This window comes from Paenibacillus xylanexedens (genome assembly GCF_017874615.1).
Lineage (GTDB): Bacteria > Bacillota > Bacilli > Paenibacillales > Paenibacillaceae > Paenibacillus > Paenibacillus xylanexedens.
This window is the reverse complement of the sequence record NZ_JAGIKV010000003.1, coordinates 284571-302526: the sequence shown is the minus strand read 5'-3', so window position 1 is coordinate 302526 and position 17956 is coordinate 284571. Positions and strand designations below refer to the sequence as shown.

At 44.4% G+C, this 17956-nt stretch carries 16 protein-coding genes; 4 read left to right on the top strand and 12 right to left on the bottom strand.

The window, feature by feature from the left end; all coding sequences use genetic code 11:
* Positions 1–126 precede the first annotated feature (126 nt).
* Complete coding sequence (locus J2Z28_RS05785; protein ID WP_127545626.1) at positions 127–900, top strand: M15 family metallopeptidase; 774 nt, start codon at positions 127–129, stop codon at positions 898–900.
* Positions 901–1033: 133 nt separating this feature from the next.
* Here the strand turns inward: J2Z28_RS05785 and J2Z28_RS05780 are convergent, their stop codons facing one another.
* Complete coding sequence (locus tag J2Z28_RS05780; protein WP_235193803.1) at positions 1034–1273, bottom strand: hypothetical protein; 240 nt, start codon at positions 1271–1273, stop codon at positions 1034–1036.
* A 130-nt stretch (positions 1274–1403) separates the two neighbouring features.
* On the opposite strand from J2Z28_RS05780, the gene J2Z28_RS05775 reads away from it, so the two are divergent.
* Positions 1404–2036 (top strand): nitroreductase family protein, encoded by a 633-nt coding sequence (locus J2Z28_RS05775; RefSeq protein WP_211081555.1) that lies wholly within the window; start codon positions 1404–1406, stop codon positions 2034–2036.
* A gap of 231 nt (positions 2037–2267) precedes the next feature.
* On the opposite strand, the gene J2Z28_RS05770 is transcribed toward J2Z28_RS05775, so the two are convergent.
* Positions 2268–3428, bottom strand: a complete 1161-nt coding sequence (locus J2Z28_RS05770) for a leucine-rich repeat domain-containing protein (RefSeq protein ID WP_211081554.1) — start codon at positions 3426–3428, stop codon at positions 2268–2270.
* 166 nt (positions 3429–3594) lie between these two features.
* Here J2Z28_RS05770 and J2Z28_RS05765 point away from each other — a divergent pair, with 166 nt between their 5' ends.
* On the top strand, positions 3595–4056 hold the full coding sequence (locus J2Z28_RS05765; RefSeq protein WP_211081553.1) for an AraC family transcriptional regulator: 462 nt from the start codon (positions 3595–3597) through the stop codon (positions 4054–4056).
* Between the two features lie 96 nt (positions 4057–4152).
* On the opposite strand, the gene J2Z28_RS05760 is transcribed toward J2Z28_RS05765, so the two are convergent.
* The 3 genes from J2Z28_RS05760 to J2Z28_RS05750 all read right to left on the bottom strand — a co-directional run bounded on the left by J2Z28_RS05760 (position 4153) and on the right by J2Z28_RS05750 (position 8501).
* The gene (locus tag J2Z28_RS05760; RefSeq protein ID WP_211081552.1) at positions 4153–5397 is read right to left on the bottom strand and encodes an aminopeptidase; all 1245 of its coding nucleotides are present in this window, start codon (positions 5395–5397) and stop codon (positions 4153–4155) included.
* A gap of 241 nt (positions 5398–5638) precedes the next feature.
* Positions 5639–7231: an acyl-CoA synthetase MbcS gene (mbcS, locus tag J2Z28_RS05755; protein ID WP_211081551.1), complete on the bottom strand. Its 1593-nt coding sequence runs from the start codon at positions 7229–7231 to the stop codon at positions 5639–5641.
* A gap of 265 nt (positions 7232–7496) precedes the next feature.
* Positions 7497–8501 (bottom strand): aldo/keto reductase, encoded by a 1005-nt coding sequence (locus tag J2Z28_RS05750; protein ID WP_211081550.1) that lies wholly within the window; start codon positions 8499–8501, stop codon positions 7497–7499.
* A 201-nt stretch (positions 8502–8702) separates the two neighbouring features.
* On the opposite strand from J2Z28_RS05750, the gene J2Z28_RS05745 reads away from it, so the two are divergent.
* Entirely contained in the window at positions 8703–9548 is an 846-nt protein-coding gene (locus J2Z28_RS05745) for an AraC family transcriptional regulator (RefSeq protein ID WP_211081549.1), read from the top strand.
* Positions 9549–9617: 69 nt separating this feature from the next.
* Here the strand turns inward: J2Z28_RS05745 and J2Z28_RS05740 are convergent, their stop codons facing one another.
* The 7 genes from J2Z28_RS05740 to J2Z28_RS05710 form a co-directional block, all read right to left on the bottom strand.
* Positions 9618–10016 (bottom strand): Asp23/Gls24 family envelope stress response protein, encoded by a 399-nt coding sequence (locus J2Z28_RS05740; RefSeq protein WP_211081548.1) that lies wholly within the window; start codon positions 10014–10016, stop codon positions 9618–9620.
* A 29-nt stretch (positions 10017–10045) separates the two neighbouring features.
* The gene (locus J2Z28_RS05735; RefSeq protein WP_211081547.1) at positions 10046–11125 is read right to left on the bottom strand and encodes an AI-2E family transporter; all 1080 of its coding nucleotides are present in this window, start codon (positions 11123–11125) and stop codon (positions 10046–10048) included.
* A gap of 35 nt (positions 11126–11160) precedes the next feature.
* Positions 11161–12618 (bottom strand): sensor histidine kinase, encoded by a 1458-nt coding sequence (locus tag J2Z28_RS05730; RefSeq protein ID WP_211081546.1) that lies wholly within the window; start codon positions 12616–12618, stop codon positions 11161–11163.
* Entirely contained in the window at positions 12596–13303 is a 708-nt protein-coding gene (locus J2Z28_RS05725; protein WP_074094836.1) for a response regulator transcription factor, read from the bottom strand. Before J2Z28_RS05725 ends, J2Z28_RS05730 begins: the two co-directional genes overlap by 23 nt.
* 234 nt (positions 13304–13537) lie before the next feature.
* The gene (locus J2Z28_RS05720; protein WP_211081545.1) at positions 13538–14986 is read right to left on the bottom strand and encodes a 4-hydroxyphenylacetate 3-hydroxylase family protein; all 1449 of its coding nucleotides are present in this window, start codon (positions 14984–14986) and stop codon (positions 13538–13540) included.
* 173 nt (positions 14987–15159) lie between these two features.
* The gene (locus J2Z28_RS05715; RefSeq protein WP_211081544.1) at positions 15160–17118 is read right to left on the bottom strand and encodes an ABC transporter permease; all 1959 of its coding nucleotides are present in this window, start codon (positions 17116–17118) and stop codon (positions 15160–15162) included.
* A complete protein-coding gene (locus J2Z28_RS05710) occupies positions 17093–17863 on the bottom strand; it encodes an ABC transporter ATP-binding protein (protein WP_076318070.1) in 771 nt (256 codons plus the stop codon). Before J2Z28_RS05710 ends, J2Z28_RS05715 begins: the two co-directional genes overlap by 26 nt.
* Positions 17864–17956: the final 93 nt, after the last annotated feature.

The window sequence follows — 17956 nt, the reverse complement described above, 5'->3', positions numbered from 1 at the left end:
ATATCCTCTAGTTAGATTTTATAGCAAACTTTGTTTACAACTCGGAAACAATTGGAGAACCTATGGATATAATCCTCTAGTATACTCGGTATATAGATTCATATATTCCGAGGAGGAACACACATCATGAAACCTTTTACTCGTAAATCCATCATATCTACAATTCTCGTAGGCTCTGTTGTAGCAGGTTCTGCTTTTACTACGTTTCCCATCACTTCAAGCCTGAATCCCGTCGCGTCTGCGGCAAGCTCTAGCTTCACTCAATTTCTGCATGATAATGCACCTGGTCGTACGATCAAAACGATTAAAAATGTGGCAACCGTGACCAATGTGTCCAGTACAGTTGTGCTTGTCAATAAAAAGAGAAATCTGCCTTCAACTTATGCACCTCAAGATTTGGTTGTACCTAATATTCCTTTTAGCTTCTCAGGTTCCAGTCCGAAGAAACAGATGCGTAAAGTGGCTGCAACCGCGATAGAGAAATTATTTGCCGCTGCCAAAAAAGACGGCATCGATATCAAAGCGGTGTCGGGCTATCGCTCGTATGCGACTCAGAAATCGATCTTTGACCGTAATGCCAGCATCAAAGGTGAAGCTGTTGCCAATAAAACAAGTGCTCGGCCAGGACAAAGCGAACATCAAACGGGTCTAGCCATGGATATCTCCAGCGCTTCGGCTGGTTATGATCTTCAGCAAAGCTTTGGCAACACCAAAGAAGGCAAATGGCTGAAAGCCAATGCCCACAAGTACGGCTTCATCATCCGTTATGGCAAAGACCAGGAGAAATTGACTGGTTACTCCTATGAGCCATGGCATGTACGTTATGTAGGGGTGTATATTGCTGGTGAGATTACCAACCAGAAACTTACGCTGGAGCAGTATTTGGAACGTGCTAAATAAGGCAGGTTTGAACCCAAATCTTAGACAGTTATTTGATAGATAAAAGAAGTGTGACTATTGATAACATGGCTGAAGGAGAAGATGGGGCCGCAACTGGCCCTCTTCTGCTTTAATTTCTCATTTACACACTTCATCATGTTCCAACGATTTTTCTAAAGACCAGTGGCAGTCTCTTCAGACCTTCTGTTCCAGCCCAAGAGCCTACGCCAGCAAGTATTACATTATGGCACAAATAAAGTGCGACATTGTACACGATAGGGCCTAGAATAATCTCCACGACTACAAAACGTTTTAACGTCGAAGATTGGATCACATATACCCGAAATTCATGAGGGTCATGTCCTCCCATATACCTTGCGATCAATGCTTTCATGAATCACCTCTAGTGTTTTATTTTAGCGTATGGCAGACAATCCTTGTCTTATTCTAAAATAATACTTACATAAAGTAACTAAGTGTGTTATAGTCAGTTTATAAATCATACATAAGCGAGGGAAACTACCATGAGTGAGTTGGAGAATCTAGTCAAAAACCGTAGATCGGCCGTTATTTTTGAAGAAGGAATTGAAATTTCGGATTTGGAACTGCAAGAAATGTTTGCCCTGAACAAATTTGCACCATCTGCCTTTAACCTGCAACACACGCACTATCTTGTGATTAAAGATGAGGAACAGAAAGAGAAAGTCTATGAGGCTTCCCAGCAATATAAGGTAAAAACAGCTTCTGCAGTCATCGTGGTATTGGGCGACGTCAACGCGCATCATCATATCCGCACTATTAACGAAGGCCTGCTGAACCTGGGCGCTCTTACTCCGTTCCAATACGAGCAGGAATCCCAAAGTGTCACCGAATTTTACGAATCTCGCGGCAGATTTTTCCAACGTGAGGATGCGATTCGCAATGCCAGCCTGTCTGCCATGCAATTGATGCTGATCGCTCAGGATCGCGGTTGGGACACCTGTCCAATGATTGGTTTTGACTCGGAAGAACTGCAACGGAGTTTGGATATTCCCGACCATTATGTACCCGTTATGATGATCACCATCGGTAAAAAGTCGGAATCCAAACAGCGCCCACGCGGTTACCGTAAACCAATTAACGAATATGTTAGCTTCAACAAAATGCACGCTGAATAACATATAATATAACAAATTATATAAGTTGAACTAACATTTACACGATAACGGAGAGGACAGAAAAAACCTGAAAAAGCGAAGCGTTCGCCTTTATCCCCGGATTTTCTCCTTTTAGAAAAGGAATCGAATAAAATCTGGGGATAACAGCGATTGGAAGGTTGTTCTGTCATCGTAGTGACAGTGTAAATAATCGTTAGTTCAACAAAGCAAAAAAGCCACGATCTCGTGGCTTTAATACGTTTCATAGATCAACGTATCCAACATGTGAAATTCATCGTCAAACTCCGCATATATGTACAGTCGACCAGCAGGTGTATCCCCCGCATCATAACCCAATCGGAAATATTGATCTCCCTGAAATTCTGCATCAGCCAAAATCAATGCATTGATATCTTCGTCCGGATGAGCCTCGGCAATGGTTTTAAGTGCCTGCTCACCAAGCATGTCCCACCGTTTCCACGTTTCTTCCATATATGGGGATAAGGCTTCCATCTCTGTCTTAGTTGAAACCTGTGCAGTGACTACCAGTTCTTTATCCTGAATAAGTAAGCTCATCTGATAGTTGGACATCGAGACGTCATACTGAAACAACCCCATACCCGGAACTTCATGATTGGATTCAAACATTAGATTATCTGCATATTGCAGTCTCTCCAGCTTGGGATTAGCGCTATAATCCAACTCGGTTAATTTGTTCTCGGAACAGTACAACTCTCTCAGTTGTACGTTATGGCGAATATCCAGCTCGCTAATGTGATTGTTAAAACACCGGACACTCTCTAAAACCATATTTGAACGAAAATCCAACTGTTTGATATGGTTGTGGTTACAACGAAGTTCAATCAAGTTTGGACAACCTGTTACATCAAGTTCCAACATGTAATTGTTGGCGCAATCAAGTTGCCGCAGTTGCTTATTGTGTTCAAGTTCCAGTGAGAAAAGAGCATTATAACTGCAACTAAGTTCCTCCAACTGCTGAAGGGGTTCCGAAGCCAGCTCCGATAACATATTCCAATGACACTCCACCATTACAAGCCTAGGATTATGAGAAAGATCCAATTTGCGAAGTCGATTAAAACTGCAATCCAGCACTTGCAATTCCAAATTGGAATGGAGGTCCAGTGTAAGAAGCTGATTCTCTCTGCAACGTAATATCCTCAGCTTGTGATTCTGAGTAAGATCCAGACCGGTCAATTGATTATAGGCACAATCCAGCTCTTGAAGACCCCTGAAATAATTGATTCCATCAAAATTGCTAATATTGTGATTTGAAAGTTCTAATATCTCAACCTCACAAACGTCACTCTCCTGAATGAAATCCCGCTGATCACAAAAACGATCCAACACAACTTGCCTGAAACGTTCATCCGTGAAGGCATAAGTAATATCCATGTCTAACGCCTCCCCCTCTCGTTTTGCTCTATTGGAGCAGTTTTCCAACATATTATCACTATTCTATGAGTTTCGTCGCCGGGATTCAACAATTACCTAAGCAAATTCTTTTATACCATGTTAGCATCCAATATGTAAGAGAAATCGTACAGAGAGGAAGATTTTCATGGAAATGGTTATCGAAAACCTCCCGTCATATCGTATCGCCTATGTGCGACAAGTTGGCCCGTATGGGCCTGCCAATGCTCAAGCGATGAATACGCTGAAACAATGGGCAGACAAAAAACAACTGCTTAATGAAGCAGCAATTTTATTCGGTATTCCACAAGATGACCCAACTACCACACCGCCCGAAAAATGTAGATATGATGCCTGTATTGTTATTACTGAATCTGAACGTCTGGAAGATGATTCTATTGAGTTTGGCGAGCTATCAGGCAGAGTTTATCTCATCTGTAAAGTGAGGCACACGGCAGAAGCTATTCAGCAAGCATTGAATGTGATCATCCCTCATTTACAAACAAGTGGTTATCAGATGGATAACAACAAGCCGGTTATAGAAAGATATCGTTGGGAACTGCTTAATCAGCATTATTGCGAGATATGTGTGCCTGTAAGACCTGTGTAGTTCATGTTATGAAGAAACAAAAAAAGTGACTTCAGGTTGAAGTCACTTTTTTTGTTAACGACTGCTACTACTAGCTAGTTAAGACTTGTTAAGATATTAAAATGCCCAGTTGCCTTTACGGAATAGCGGCTCGATTGAACCATCCTGTAACTCACCATCGATATCCAGCTCAGCGGAACCGATCATGAAATCAACGTGAGTCAAGCTCACATTGCACTCATGCTTCAGTAACTCTTCATTCGACATGGTTGTGCCATCTTTCATATTGAATGGATACGCACTTCCCACAGCCAAATGGCAAGATGCATTTTCATCAATACCCGTATTGTAGAAAATGCGATTCAGGTTGGAGATTGGGGAGTCATGCGGTACAAGTGCCACTTCACCCAGATAACGCGCTCCTTCATCGGTAGCAAACAGGTTCTTCAGATGCTCTTCGCCAGATGCCGCCGTAAACGCTACAACCTGTCCATCCTTGAATGTGATTCTCATCTGATCTACCAGTTGCCCGTTCAGGTTCAAAGGCATGGTACTGCTGACATATCCATTCACTCCACTGCGCTTAGGCATGGTGAATACTTCTTCAGTTGGCATATTGGCGACCGTATAAATCCCCTGTTGGTTCTCACCACCGCCACCGCCCCAGATGTGATTGTTCACCAGTTCAATTTTCAAGTCGGTACCTGGTGCGCGGTAGTGCAGGCTTTTATAGTTTTTCTGATTCAGTCGATCACTCATTGCATTCAATGTGTCCAGATGTTCTCTCCAATTTTGTACGGCGTCTCCGCCATCTACACGGTTCATTTTGAAGATCGTTTCCCACATCACGTTGATTCGGTCTTCTTCCGGGATGTCGGCAAATACTTTGTTCGCCCAAGCTTTGGTTGGGGCCTTGATCAGACACCAGCTAATTTCATGGTTGCGTGTGTATTTGGCATATCCGCGACGTGCGTGTGCAGCTGCCTTGGTAGCACGGGAAACGCTGTCGGAGTCAATTCCGTTATACAGTTCAGGATCTGGAACTTTGATCGTCAGGGTAGCGCCGCCTGCTTCCGCAAACTTCTCCATCATATCCGCTTTCCACGCTGGATAATAGTCAAAGCTGTCATTGGAACCATGCTCAAAACGACTGCGGGTAATGTTGTCGTCATCAAAGTCCACCTGTACATAGTTTGCACCAGCCGCATAGGCTTTTTGCACAATCAGACGTGTGAATTCAAGCGTTTCGATGGGAGCAGTAACGAGCAGATCCTGTCCTTTTTGAATATTCACGCCAACTTTAACAACTAGTTCTGCGTATTGTTCCAATGACTTTTCAAAGGTTTGTTCAAATTGACTCATGGTTGTGTTCACTCCTGTTTCATATATTATGACATGGTTTGCAAGTGTCTTGGAATCTGCTGAGTGGCCGTTACAGCGAAGGATCGTACTTTAGATCGTCGTTGTCTCCAAATTTTCTTCATCGTATTTTTCAAAGGTTAAAATTTGGAGACAAATACGAACGCTATCGCTTCTTCAGTATCGATTCCTTCTCTTTCACTACGCAGGCTTAATATCTAAAATTTCATCTATACAAAATGATCTAACCATTACGTTTTTCTTGTTCACGTAACTCGATCCGGCGGATTTTACCAGAGTTGGTCTTTGGCAGATCCGTAACAAATTCGATCTTACGTGGATATTTATAAGGTGCTGTAATTTCTTTGACGTGATGTTGCAATTCACGCATCAGTTCCGGTGAAGCCAACGAATCATCTCGCAGTACGACAAATGCTTTGACAATATTGCCACGGATCTCATCTGGACTCGCAACCACCGCACATTCCTTCACACTGGCGTGTTTCATAAGTGCTTCTTCCACTTCAAATGGTCCAATCGTATAACCCGAACTGATGATAATGTCATCACTGCGCCCTTCAAACCAGAAGTAACCTTCTTCGTCTTTGCGTGCACGGTCCCCTGTTACAAAATAATCGCCACGCTGACTCGCTTCCTTCCGTCCCTCATCCTGATAATAGGACCGGAACAAAGCTGGCATCTCTTTGTGTACCGCGATATCTCCTACTTCACCCGGAGGAACAGGTTGTCCCTCATCGTCAATAATTTCAATCAATCCAGGTGTAATCGACTGACCCATCGAGCCAATACGTACAGGCGCATCTTTGAGACTGCCGATTAACAAGGTGCTCTCGGTCTGTCCATATCCGTCCCGAATAGTCAGGTCGAAGTGACGCTGGAAGATTTCAATGACTTCCTGATTGAGCGGTTCACCCGCTGAAACAGCACTGCGCAGATGAGACAGGTCATAATGTCCAAGATCATCCGCTTTGGCCATCAGCCGATATTCGGTTGGTGTACAGCAAAGGACATTAATTTGATGTTCCTGCATCAGTTCCAGATAACGCTTGGGCTGGAATGATCCATTGTAGACCAGTCCAGTCGCGCCTCTTCCGAGTACCGACAGGAACGGGCTCCAGATCCATTTTTGCCAGCCAGGTGCAGCCGTTGCCCATACGGTATCTGAAGGTTGAATATCCAGCCATAATGAAGAAGCGATCCGCAGGTGGGCATATCCCCAACCGTGGCTATGTACAACTCCTTTGGGATTACCAGTTGTGCCCGAAGTGTAAGCAAGAATAGCCGTATCATCACGGTGAGTTTCCACCGCAGCCATCTCTTCGGGTTGATTCTGCATTAACTGATGCACATTGACCCAACCTTCAGCAGGTACGCTAACTTCTTCATTCGGCGATGCCACGATGCGATGTGCCAGTGACGGCAGATCCGCGTCCATCTTTTGTACTTCTGAGGTCGTCTCGGACCATACAATAACAGCCCGCGCCTCAGAGTGACGCAGACGATATTCCAGATCTTTTGCCCGTAACATCTCGGAAGAAGGAATAACGGCAACCCCCAATTTCAGACAAGCAATATAAATGACATAGGCAATAATACGGCGTGGTACCATGACCAACACCCGATCACCCTTCTCTAGTCCAAGTTCACGCAGACCTCCAGCAAGACGATTCGCCTGCTTGAACAAATCACCATACGTGATCTCTTCCAATTCTCGTTGATCGCTGAGCCATCTAAGTGCAATCCGGTCTGATGGATGATTCTCCATCTCGGATGTCAGGTTATAGCTTTCAGGCGAAATCCACTGTTCAAAGTTCAAATGGAGCCTCTCCTTCGTATTTCAATTGTATAGCTTCTATATATTATACCCTAAATCCTAGGACCAGGTGCTATGAACTAGGTTCATTCTGAAAAAATAAACATAGGTCAATTAATGAACTATTATAATAGATCTTATCCTATAATGAAAATGACATATACAAAATGACGCCTTCCTGATTGATCAGGTAGGCGCCATTTCATTCTTCATTCATATTACATTAGTTTTACCTAACTATAATTTTCACACAGCTATACTGTGGATGTTACCACGGATAATTACCCATTCCGTCCAGAATGCTCTCAATTTCATTGAGTTCTTCCGTTGTCAGATCCGGTGCCTGGAGGGCAGCTACGTTTTCTTCGATCTGGGACACACGACTTGCACCAATCAGTGCGGAGGTAACACGGTTACCACGCAAGATCCAGTTCAAAGCCAGTTGAGAGATCGTTTGACCTCGTCGTTCAGCAACCGCCTGAAGTGCATCGAACTTGGCAATCCGTTCGTCCGTGTAAGCTTCTTTTTTCAAATTTCCTGTTGGATTGGCTCGTTCTTCCTTGATCTTGTCGACATATTTATTCGTCAACTGACCGCGGCCGAGTGGACAGAACGCAATGGAACCTACGCCCTGCTCATCCAGTACGTCTTGCAAACCGTCTTCAATCCAGCGATTCAGCATCGAGTAGTTAGGCTGATGAACCAGACATGGCGTACCCAGACGACGAAGAATGGTTACCGCTTCTTGCGTCTGTTCTGCATTATAATTGGATAAGCCCACATACAGTGCTTTACCTTGCCGCACGATGTGATCCAGCGCCGTCATCGTTTCTTCCAATGGCGTATCCGGATCTGGACGGTGATGATAGAAAATGTCCACATAATCCAGTCCCATCCGACCAAGACTTTGATCGAGACTGGCAATCAGGTTTTTGCGGGAGCCCCACTCGCCGTAAGGTCCATTCCACATATGGTAACCTGCCTTCGAGGAGATGAGCAGTTCATCCCGGTAAGGACGAAGATGTTTTTTGTAAATCACGCCAAAGTTCTCTTCCGCTGATCCTGGAGGTGGACCATAGTTATTCGCCAGATCGAAATGGTTAATTCCGAGGTCAAAGGCACGCAAAATCATTTCTTCCTGAATATCCAATGTACGGTTGCCACCAAAGTTCTGCCATAAACCCAGCGCAATTTGCGGAAGTCTGATTCCGGATTTGCCGGAACGTACATATTTCATCTCATCATATCGTTGTTCACTCGCAGTATAGGGCATCGTTATTCTCACTTTCCTGTAAGGTTTGTTGAATTCCTTTTCATCTTAGACATTTTTCTGGATAAACGATATGGCATTTCACTATAACCATATGGAATAATGATTGTTATCTATATATACTAATGTTAAATAATTAATCTTTTCAGCTATTTAGTATGTTAAAATGCAAGATGAGACGAAATCGTACAGGAGTGAATACCCTTGATTACGTATATGTTCAAAAACAATCATTTTCAGGAGCTTCAGCTCCTACATTATGGTACGGAAGCCTGTACACCAGGTCATCACTTTGGCCCTGCCATGCGAGACTATTATAAAATTCATTATATTTTGAATGGCAAAGGCACCTTCGAAGTTGGTGGCAAAACGTATACACTGCACAAAGGACAAGGATTTCTGATTGTTCCGCACTCTGTTGTTCATTACGAAGCAGATCAGGATGATCCATGGGAATACAGCTGGGTTGCTTTCCAAGGTAGCAATAGTTCTTCCTTTTTACAGCAGGCCTGTCTGTCCGAGCATCACCCTATTTTTGAGCTGGGTAATGAGGATGACGAGATGCGATCCTGCCTGCACCGAATGATCAATTCCCGCAATACTCACAAAGGCTGGGAGATTAGCATGACTGGTTTGTTGTATCAATTCTTCTCCATTTTGATTGATCAGGCTAATTCAGAGCATCTTCAACCCATGCCGGATTATTCGAAGGAAACGTACGTTACGCAGGTAATGGACTTCATTGAAATGAACTATGCCAATGCCATTACCGTTCAGTCCATCGCGGCCCATGTCGGTTTGCAGCGCAGTTATCTGTGCTCTCTGTTCAAGGATCAGATGGGAAGCAGTATTCAGTCGTATCTGGTCCATTATCGGATGCGCAGGGCAGCCGAACTGACGCTTGATCCCGGTCTGACCATTGGCGATATTGCCCGTTCTGTGGGCTACACCGATCAATTGCTTTTCTCCAAAATGTTCAAAAAAGTGATGGGCGAAGCGCCCACCTACTACCGCAAACATAAAACAGCACCCTCCCAGTTAAGTTGTTAATTGGGAAGGTGCTGTTTTTGCCAATCGTTTATCCTTACAATTGTTATTCCTTACATTCTATACGTTTGTTTATAGCGTCTCCGGCATGGATATGCCAACAACTTGCACTTTGATTTCATCGACCATAACGCCAGCTATTTGTTCTACAGCCTGTTGAACATTATGTTGAAGTTCACGGCAGACTTCGTGCATCTTGTTACCATATTGAATGTTGATGCGCAGTTGGATGGTTGCCTGATCGTCTTTGACGTGTACATCAATCCCTTTTTGCAGACTCTTGCCGCTGATGCTCTTGGCAATGCCTTCAGTCAGTCCAACGGACATGGAGGATACACCAGCCGTTGATTGAGCGGCCATCCCCACGATCTTGGATAACACATCGTTCGAGATGTGAATGGTACCCATTTGAACAGATTGAGGTGCGATATATTCAGGTTCACTGTATGGTTTTTCGATAATTTCAGACATGTGCTCCACTCCTTCGAATAATTTAGATTCTATGCATTCTGCCATTTGTCCTTGAAGAACAAGTTATAGATTCGAACCAAAAGAATTTTAACGATCATATAAACCGGAATAATAATCAGGATGGCAATAATTCCACCCAGGTCCCCTGCACCCAACACCAGAATAATCGTCGTAAGCGGGTGAATATCGAGCTTTTTGCCGAATACATAAGGTGCTACCAGGTTGTCCTGAATCTGCTGAGCGACAAGAATAATAATCAGAGACCAGATGGCAACCGATGGTGATACCACGAGACCCATGATCACAATAGGTACGGACGACACAATCGCTCCGATAAACGGAACAAAGTTCATGATGACCGCAATTACCGTGAGCAGTAATGCGTACGGCAGTCCAATGATCAAGAAACCGATATACATCAGTACACCCAGCGCCAGATTGACCAAAACTCTTCCCACAATAAAACCACTCAGCGCCTGATCAATCTCAATTACGACTTCACGGCTGTCATTTTGGAAACGTTTCGGTGCAATATGTGCCAATTTACGGCCAAATTTCTCGCCTTGTAACAGCATATAGAACAAAAGGATCGGTAGTGTAAACAAGATGATCGCAAAACTGGAAACAAGTGAGAAAAATCCACTTACGTAGTTGGTCACAAAGTTAAATCCTTTGTTGATATACTCCGTGATCTGGGAGAAAGGTGTCGAGCCCTCAGGGAACAAAGCCTGAATGGCACCATTTTGCTCCAGATCTCTCAGCTGGTCACTTAATGAATTAATTAAACTTGGTGCGTTATCGACCAGATTGAACAGTTGCTCACGTAACGATGGCCATAAACCAATGATGAAGAACACTCCCAGAATAGCAATAACCAGATAGATTAGCAAAATACTTAGCGTTCGATTTATTTTCTTCTTCTCCATATAATTCACAAGCGGCCTTAGCAGATAATAAAAGAACACCGACAACATCATCGGCACGGTAATAACAGTGATCATGGTGACGAGCGGCTGAAAGATGAAGCTTACACGTGATAATAAATAGATATTAACCAATATCAACGCCAGTGCAATACTGAACCGAACAAACGTATTTACTTTGAACAAAATATTTCCCTCCACATGGACATTTCTTCTCTTATTTAATTTGGAATCTCAATGCTAAACACGGTTGTTTCTCGCCCACGCCGGGAAAGGATTAGCCGTCCGCCCATTTTCTCCGTATTTCGTCGTGCGATGGACAATCCCAGACCGGTGCCTCCGGTCGCTGTACGCGCCTCATCCCCTCGGACAAACGGGTCAAAGATCGTTGACCACAGTTCTTGTGGTATGCCCACTCCGTTATCTGCCACCTCTATCACCACATGGGTATGAAGCGGAATGAGTTCAACGCGCAGTTCGGTCCCGATTGGATTATAAGACAGAGCATTGGTAATCAGATTCTGGATGACTCTGGATAACAGCTCCGGATCGTACCTCGCGTAGATCACCTGATCAGGAACAAGTACATGAAGGACAAACTGTTTCTGTTCAATCTCCCCATAGGTATCCGCCATAATCTCGCGCACGAATTCTCCAATCTCTCTTCTCTGAATATGCATGCGAAAATCGGGCGAATCCACCTTGAGCAGCTCCAGCATATTCTGTATCATGCGTGCAACTTGAACGGATTTGTTATAGATGTATCCCAGATATCTTTGCTGCCTGTCCTTGTCCTCTCCACGTCCTTCCACCAATGCCTGCGCATATCCCTGTATAGATGTTATCGGTGTCTTCAGATCATGTGATAAATCTACAATCAGTCGCTGTTTGCTCTCTTCGGCGTAACGTTTCTCCGCAGAGGTGTTCTCAATGACATCCGCCATGTAGTTAAAGGTCTCACCAATCTGGACAAACTCTCTCTCAGCTGAAATCGACATCCGTGTACTATAATTCCCCTGTATCATCTGCGTAAGACCCGAGGAGAGGATGCTGAGTGGTTTTTTGATTCTCCGTGCGACCCAATAGCTATATACAAAGATCAATAACAATACTAAACCGATGCCAATCATAATGTAAAAGGATAATGGATGTTTCAGATTAGTAATCAACTGATTATCATTAATCCGCACGCTGACCAGATCACGCGGGATTTTGAGCAATACATACGCTACCGCTCCTTCAATCGAGAGAGGAGTGATCGAATAATAGTATTCCTGGTCACTCCGATTTTCCAATCCATCATACAGATCGGCTTCACTGTATTGTGTGAACGCATCTTGCTTGTCTCCCACATGACGAATGACATTGCGATTCGCATCCAATATTTCAATCCAGCCGCCGCTATCCTTGAGACGTTGAATCTCTGTGTCTTTGCCTTTCGACACCGAACCTCCACCGGAGTAAAATTCGTTCTCCAGCTCTGCTACATACACGTGGGCTTCAACATTCAGATCTGGATCAACCACCTGATCCGAAATGCGAAAATCCACGACATCCAGTGAAACCATAAGGTACACAATCAATACCAGTAACAGCAAAAAGAAGTTGAACAGCAAGAAGTCCAGTGTCAGGGATGTCTGCAACAGTCGCTTTCCTCTAGCTTTCCATGGGCGCTTCAATTTTGTATCCCAGTCCCCTTATCGTTTTGAGATATTCCGGTTGTCTGGAGTCACGCTCGATCTTCTCCCGAATGTTGCTGATATGTACCATAATCGTGCTGTCCTCGTGCGCATAATAATCGCCCCAGACCGCTTCGTATATTTTTTTACGGGTGAACACTCGGCCAGGTTGATCAAGCAACAATTCCATAATTTTATACTCTGTAGAGGTCAATGTTACAGGATTTCCTGAACGAAAAAGGATACATTGGGATCGATCCAGCGTCAGATCACCTAATACCAGATTCTGTTCTTTCGCTTCGGGGATCTCCGCTGCATCAAATTGATTAACTCTTCTGAGCAAGGCCTCTACTCTGGCGACAATCTCAAGCGGGTTGAACGGCTTCGCTATATAATCGTCTGCCCCAAGTCCAAGTCCAAGGATTTTATCGTGATCCTGACTTTTAGCGGATAGGAACAGTACAGGCATGTGATATGTGGCTCTGATCTGTTTGATCAACTGCAATCCATCCATTACAGGCATCATGATGTCCAGTATGACCAGATCGATCTGTGTTGAACGTATGCATTGTAATGCCTCGGCTCCATTCACCGCAGTTTTAATGGTATAGTCCTTCTCCAGATATAGTTGAAGCAGTTCAACAATCTCTGGTTCGTCATCTGCAATTAATACCGTGTATCTCATGTTATTCCTCTCATTTCCTATACTCTATGCCTATCTCTACATTATTACTATATACTACGTCTCTTAATTCAACCTAAATCATTTCTAAAGATAATCTAAATAAATAGAAATAGAGCCCTGGCTCAGGCCAAGGCATTAACTAAAATAGGGCTGTTTTCAGCCTACATTCAAGCTTTTCGTTCCTCATTCAGGCTTTTCAATCTTCATTGGGACCGTTTGTATTAGATCATCAGATCAGTCCTTAAGCGAACGTCGTAGCCACGGCTCAACTTTCCCCAATAAACGTTCCTTGTCATACTGCACATATTGGTTCGCCCGATTGCGCACGGGATCACCCGCGTAGAAACGTTCATATAGATCATGCCTTGCTCCGAGTGGACTTCCGGTCAGCTCCCATGCGAGTTGAAAGAGTCGAATCTTCTCCGGGGCTTGCATCGTTACTCCACCAAGATATTTGCCTATCATGGAACCCATCTTTTCATTCATCTCAAACGTACCTGAAGGAATCTGAATCAGACCACCCGCAGCAATGGTCTTCAAAATCTCCACCGCGCGGGGGTAATAGCGATTGCCCAGATTACGTGCGGTTTCAATATATTTGAATTCCGGCAGCCAGTTGCCAAATGCGTCCGGCTTGGACTGTGCTTCAGCAGCAATAATCAGTCCCTCGATGGTTTGCATCTGACTGATCAGCTCTCCGAGTTGTTCCTGCACATTCAGGAAAGAGTCCACCCCAATCTCCTTGGCAATGGCTGAGGTCACGGCTGTAATAAACTCCAGTTTCGAGTGTAAACGAATGACACTCTGATGGTAGGCCAGACTGGCCGAAGCTGTATTGCAGCGAATCTGCCATACGGCTTCAGGGTTATTGTGCAGTAATACACGTTCCCAGGGCACAAATACATCGTCAAAAAATAATACAGCATCCATCTCATCATACTGCGCACTGAGTAGATGTGATTTATCTGTATCTTTTGTGGCAAAAGATTCACGACACATCATGTGCAAGCCCGGACTGCCCGCGGCTACAATTACCATATGGGCCAGCTCTGGCAGGTGGCCTGGAATTCGTTGAACGGGATAAGCAATGATATCATCCGCATAAGGCGCTGCTGTTGCCACCATCTTGGCCCCGCGGATCACTACGCCTTCCGCATTACTTTTGACAATTCGCAGCATGGCATCCTCATCTTCACCAACAGGCAAGGACCGATTAATCTGCGGGTCACGCTGGACAATTGTTAGGAATGCATCGTTTCGCTTGGCTTGTTCAAAATATGCGGATATTTTACCTGCAAATGCCGGGTCATGCGCTGTCATCTCATGTCGTGTTGCGTACCAACCTGTCAGCCTGGATCGGGCATAATCAGACAAACGGCTCATAACCCCATACGTCCGATCGGCCCATAGCCGAAAAGCATCCGCCCTGCTGTTTACATCAGGAAGTGAACGAGGCACTAGAAAGGAGCGATGCACGTAACTTCCTGTCTGTTCGTCCCAGTAGGCCACGGTTTCCCTTGTCTCCGGGTCATCCACCAGATTGAACAATCCTTCTATGGTTTGAAGTGTTCCCTGAAAGGCCTGATGCCCAGTTACCTGGATACGCTCTCCGTCCAGCCATACATTCCGCTCATCATTCAAACGTTGAACGTAAGCTTGTCCACGAGACATCGTGATGCTCATGATATGTCCTCCCTCTCAGGCACCTGCCTGACATTTCTGTAACTCCATCCTTCTAACTGCTTGAGAAACTATGTAATGATACATTCTGTATCTAATGAAATAGTACTGTGCCTTAGCTAGAAAAGTCAACAGACACCGAGCGATGAGTCCGGTGTCTGTTGGGCCATGCTATTTTAGACTAATTTGGAATACATGTGACGCAGATACCGCCAGCGCACGAGTGCAAAATACAAGATCTGCATGGAAGCAAACACCAAGAAGATGCGCAGGCTGTATCCAAAGACCGAGAAATCAACCAGTTGCTGCAACGCCACAAAGGCAACCGAACTGTGGATGACCGCCACCAGAATCGGCAGGAAGAACATAAGCAATAGCTGCCTTGTTACGATCTTACGGAGTTCGGGACGACTCAGTCCCATTTTTCCAATCATGCGATACTGCGCTTCATCCCGTTCTAGATCTGCGTAAAGTCTAAAATACGTGAAACTTGCTGCAAAGGTGAAGAAAACAATGCCGATCAGGCCGCTCAAAATTAGAATGATGCCATTGGTCTGCTTGGAATTAAGCCAATCCACCACAAGCGCGCTGACCTCGTAATAACCTTTTTCGGAATGATCATCTTGAATGGATTTGATCAATTCAGGAGCAAAGCTGCGTGTACCCATCCAATCTTTCACGATAAATTGTATCGTTCGACTCGAATAGAAACCTTCAGGCATGCCAACTTCCTCATTGTACGCAGGTCTCATCTTATTAAACAATTCGTCGGTTACGACGTAGAGATAAATTTCATATTGAAAAGGAATCACAATCTCGGTACCAGGTGTCGATAGCTGGACAGGTACGTGCTGATTATCAACCTCCAGATTGACCTTTCCTCCCGAGGTTCCTTTTTCAACCTGTTCACGGTACTCCTTGCGAATCGCCAAATTGCTTGGTGTCATAAATGACTCATCGATTTGTTTCAACGTACGTTCTTCATACCCCAGTGCCTTCGCAAGACGGTTATAATCACTCAGTTTGATAATCTTGCCATTATTATTTTCACCTATAGGAGCATAACTGCCCTTCACGTAGGGAACTTGATTATCAATCAACGTTTCTTCAATCTGCCGAATATGTCGCTCCGAGTCGGGAGTATCCCATGAATTCATATAACTGAATGCGTATGGATTCGACATGGACGACAAACCTGGATCAGCAATCGCGAGCATGGTGCCAATTCCCGTAAATGAAGAAGCTGAAATGATACTTACCATGAAAAACATGATCGCGTTATCTTTCATTCGATAGGTAAGTTCAGATAGGAAGAGCAGATTGGTTTTACGGAAAAACAACCTTGGATTTCTTTTCAGTGCCCGAATGATGTATACACTGAGCTGCGTGAACAGGAAGTACGTACCTGCAATAACAACCACGACACTTGCGAGTAATAACGGAAAGGAGAAGCTTATCCATACAAAAGTGAATACTCCTGCATAACCCCCGCCAATTAACAATACCGATAACAAGGCGAGTAGACGTGATGCTTTGGGTTCCGGTTTCGGTTTTTCCTCTGATTTCACAAGGTCAATGAGCGAACCTTTCCGTATGAGCAAGGATGACGACATCGCAATGATAACAAACAGCAGCAGAAATGCACCTGCGGTCAGGGCAATGCTTTTTAGCGGAAAATAGAATCGAAGACTGTTCTCAACAGCCAGCATGGAGCCACAGATCAGCAGGATCAATTTTCCGAAAATAATTCCGAGTCCAATCCCGGTAATGATGGAAGCTAATCCGATACACATGTTCTCCATAAACAGAAGTCTGTTCATCTGTTTACGTGTCATGCCTATGATCAGGAAAATACCAAATTCCTTCTTGCGCGTTTTCAGAAATGAACCAACGGAGTAGAGCAGGAACAGGAATGAAAAGATGAATATAATGATCTCTGCAATCACAAACCCCTGATTTGCAAGCAACGTAACCGTTCCACTTGATCCCTTTAACCCCGCTTTCAAATCAGGATGGAACAGGAGCAATGCGTAAGTAAAAAAGATCATAACGGAAAATGTACTGCTCAGAAAATGAGCCAGATAAATTCGTTTGTTGCGAACAACGTTATTAATGGCGAACTGGCGAAAATTCATGTCCTGAACCTCCCATTAGGGATAATACATTAATAATCTTCTGGTAAAAGGCTGCGCGATTATCGCCGTAGTGAATTTCATTATACAGTTTGCCATCCTTGATAAAGACAACCCGACTGCAATAACTTGCAGCTACTGCATCATGAGTGACCAGCAACATCGTAGCCTGATCCTCCTGATTGCGAGTTTCGAGAATTTCCATGACATCTCTTGCCGCCTTCGAATCCAGGTTGCCTGTTGGCTCATCGGCCAGAATCAGCTTCGGGGAATGGATAAGCGCTCTGGCAATGGCCGTACGCTGTGCCTGTCCTCCTGATATCTCATATGTCCGTTTATTCAGAATACCCTCGATCCCCAGCTTGCTTGCCAGATGTTCAACACGAGTGTTCATCTCTGCTAGCGAAACACCGTCAAGAGTCAGTGGCAGCACAATGTTTTCCTTGACTGTCAGGGTATTTAACAGATTGAACGATTGAAAAACGAATCCAAGCTCTTTCCGCCGGAACAGCGCGAGTTCGTCTTGATTCAATTCAAACGGATTCTTCCCTGCAATCCGCAGTTCGCCTGATGTTGGGTGATCAATGGTTGAGATCATGTTCAGCAGTGTTGTTTTGCCACTACCCGATGGTCCCATGATGCCAACAAACTCACCTTCCTGAATACTGAGGTCAATACCTGATAACGCTTCATAAGATACGATGCCTTTGTAGATTTTACTGATCTGTTTCACAGAACAAATCTCCATGGTTACAACTCCTTAGTGATGTATGAATTCAAAATCAAGTTACTTTTCATGCTGTGTGCATGCGTATTGTGCGTGGCCTTTCCTGTACTCTTA

Excerpts from the sequence above, each read along its gene's own strand:
- J2Z28_RS05785 (WP_127545626.1), top strand. The coding sequence starts at position 127 with ATGAAACCTTTTACTCGTAAATCCATCATATCTACAATTCTCGTAGGC.
- J2Z28_RS05780 (WP_235193803.1), bottom strand. The coding sequence starts at position 1,273 with ATGAAAGCATTGATCGCAAGGTATATGGGAGGACATGACCCTCATGAA.
- J2Z28_RS05775 (WP_211081555.1), top strand. The coding sequence starts at position 1,404 with ATGAGTGAGTTGGAGAATCTAGTCAAAAACCGTAGATCGGCCGTTATT.
- J2Z28_RS05770 (WP_211081554.1), bottom strand. The coding sequence starts at position 3,428 with ATGGATATTACTTATGCCTTCACGGATGAACGTTTCAGGCAAGTTGTG.
- J2Z28_RS05765 (WP_211081553.1), top strand. The coding sequence starts at position 3,595 with ATGGAAATGGTTATCGAAAACCTCCCGTCATATCGTATCGCCTATGTG.
- J2Z28_RS05760 (WP_211081552.1), bottom strand. The coding sequence starts at position 5,397 with ATGAGTCAATTTGAACAAACCTTTGAAAAGTCATTGGAACAATACGCA.
- J2Z28_RS05750 (WP_211081550.1), bottom strand. The coding sequence starts at position 8,501 with ATGCCCTATACTGCGAGTGAACAACGATATGATGAGATGAAATATGTA.
- J2Z28_RS05740 (WP_211081548.1), bottom strand. The coding sequence starts at position 10,016 with ATGTCTGAAATTATCGAAAAACCATACAGTGAACCTGAATATATCGCA.
- J2Z28_RS05725 (WP_074094836.1), bottom strand. The coding sequence starts at position 13,303 with ATGAGATACACGGTATTAATTGCAGATGACGAACCAGAGATTGTTGAA.
- J2Z28_RS05720 (WP_211081545.1), bottom strand. The coding sequence starts at position 14,986 with ATGAGCATCACGATGTCTCGTGGACAAGCTTACGTTCAACGTTTGAAT.
- J2Z28_RS05715 (WP_211081544.1), bottom strand. The coding sequence starts at position 17,118 with ATGAATTTTCGCCAGTTCGCCATTAATAACGTTGTTCGCAACAAACGA.
- J2Z28_RS05710 (WP_076318070.1), bottom strand. The coding sequence starts at position 17,863 with ATGGAGATTTGTTCTGTGAAACAGATCAGTAAAATCTACAAAGGCATC.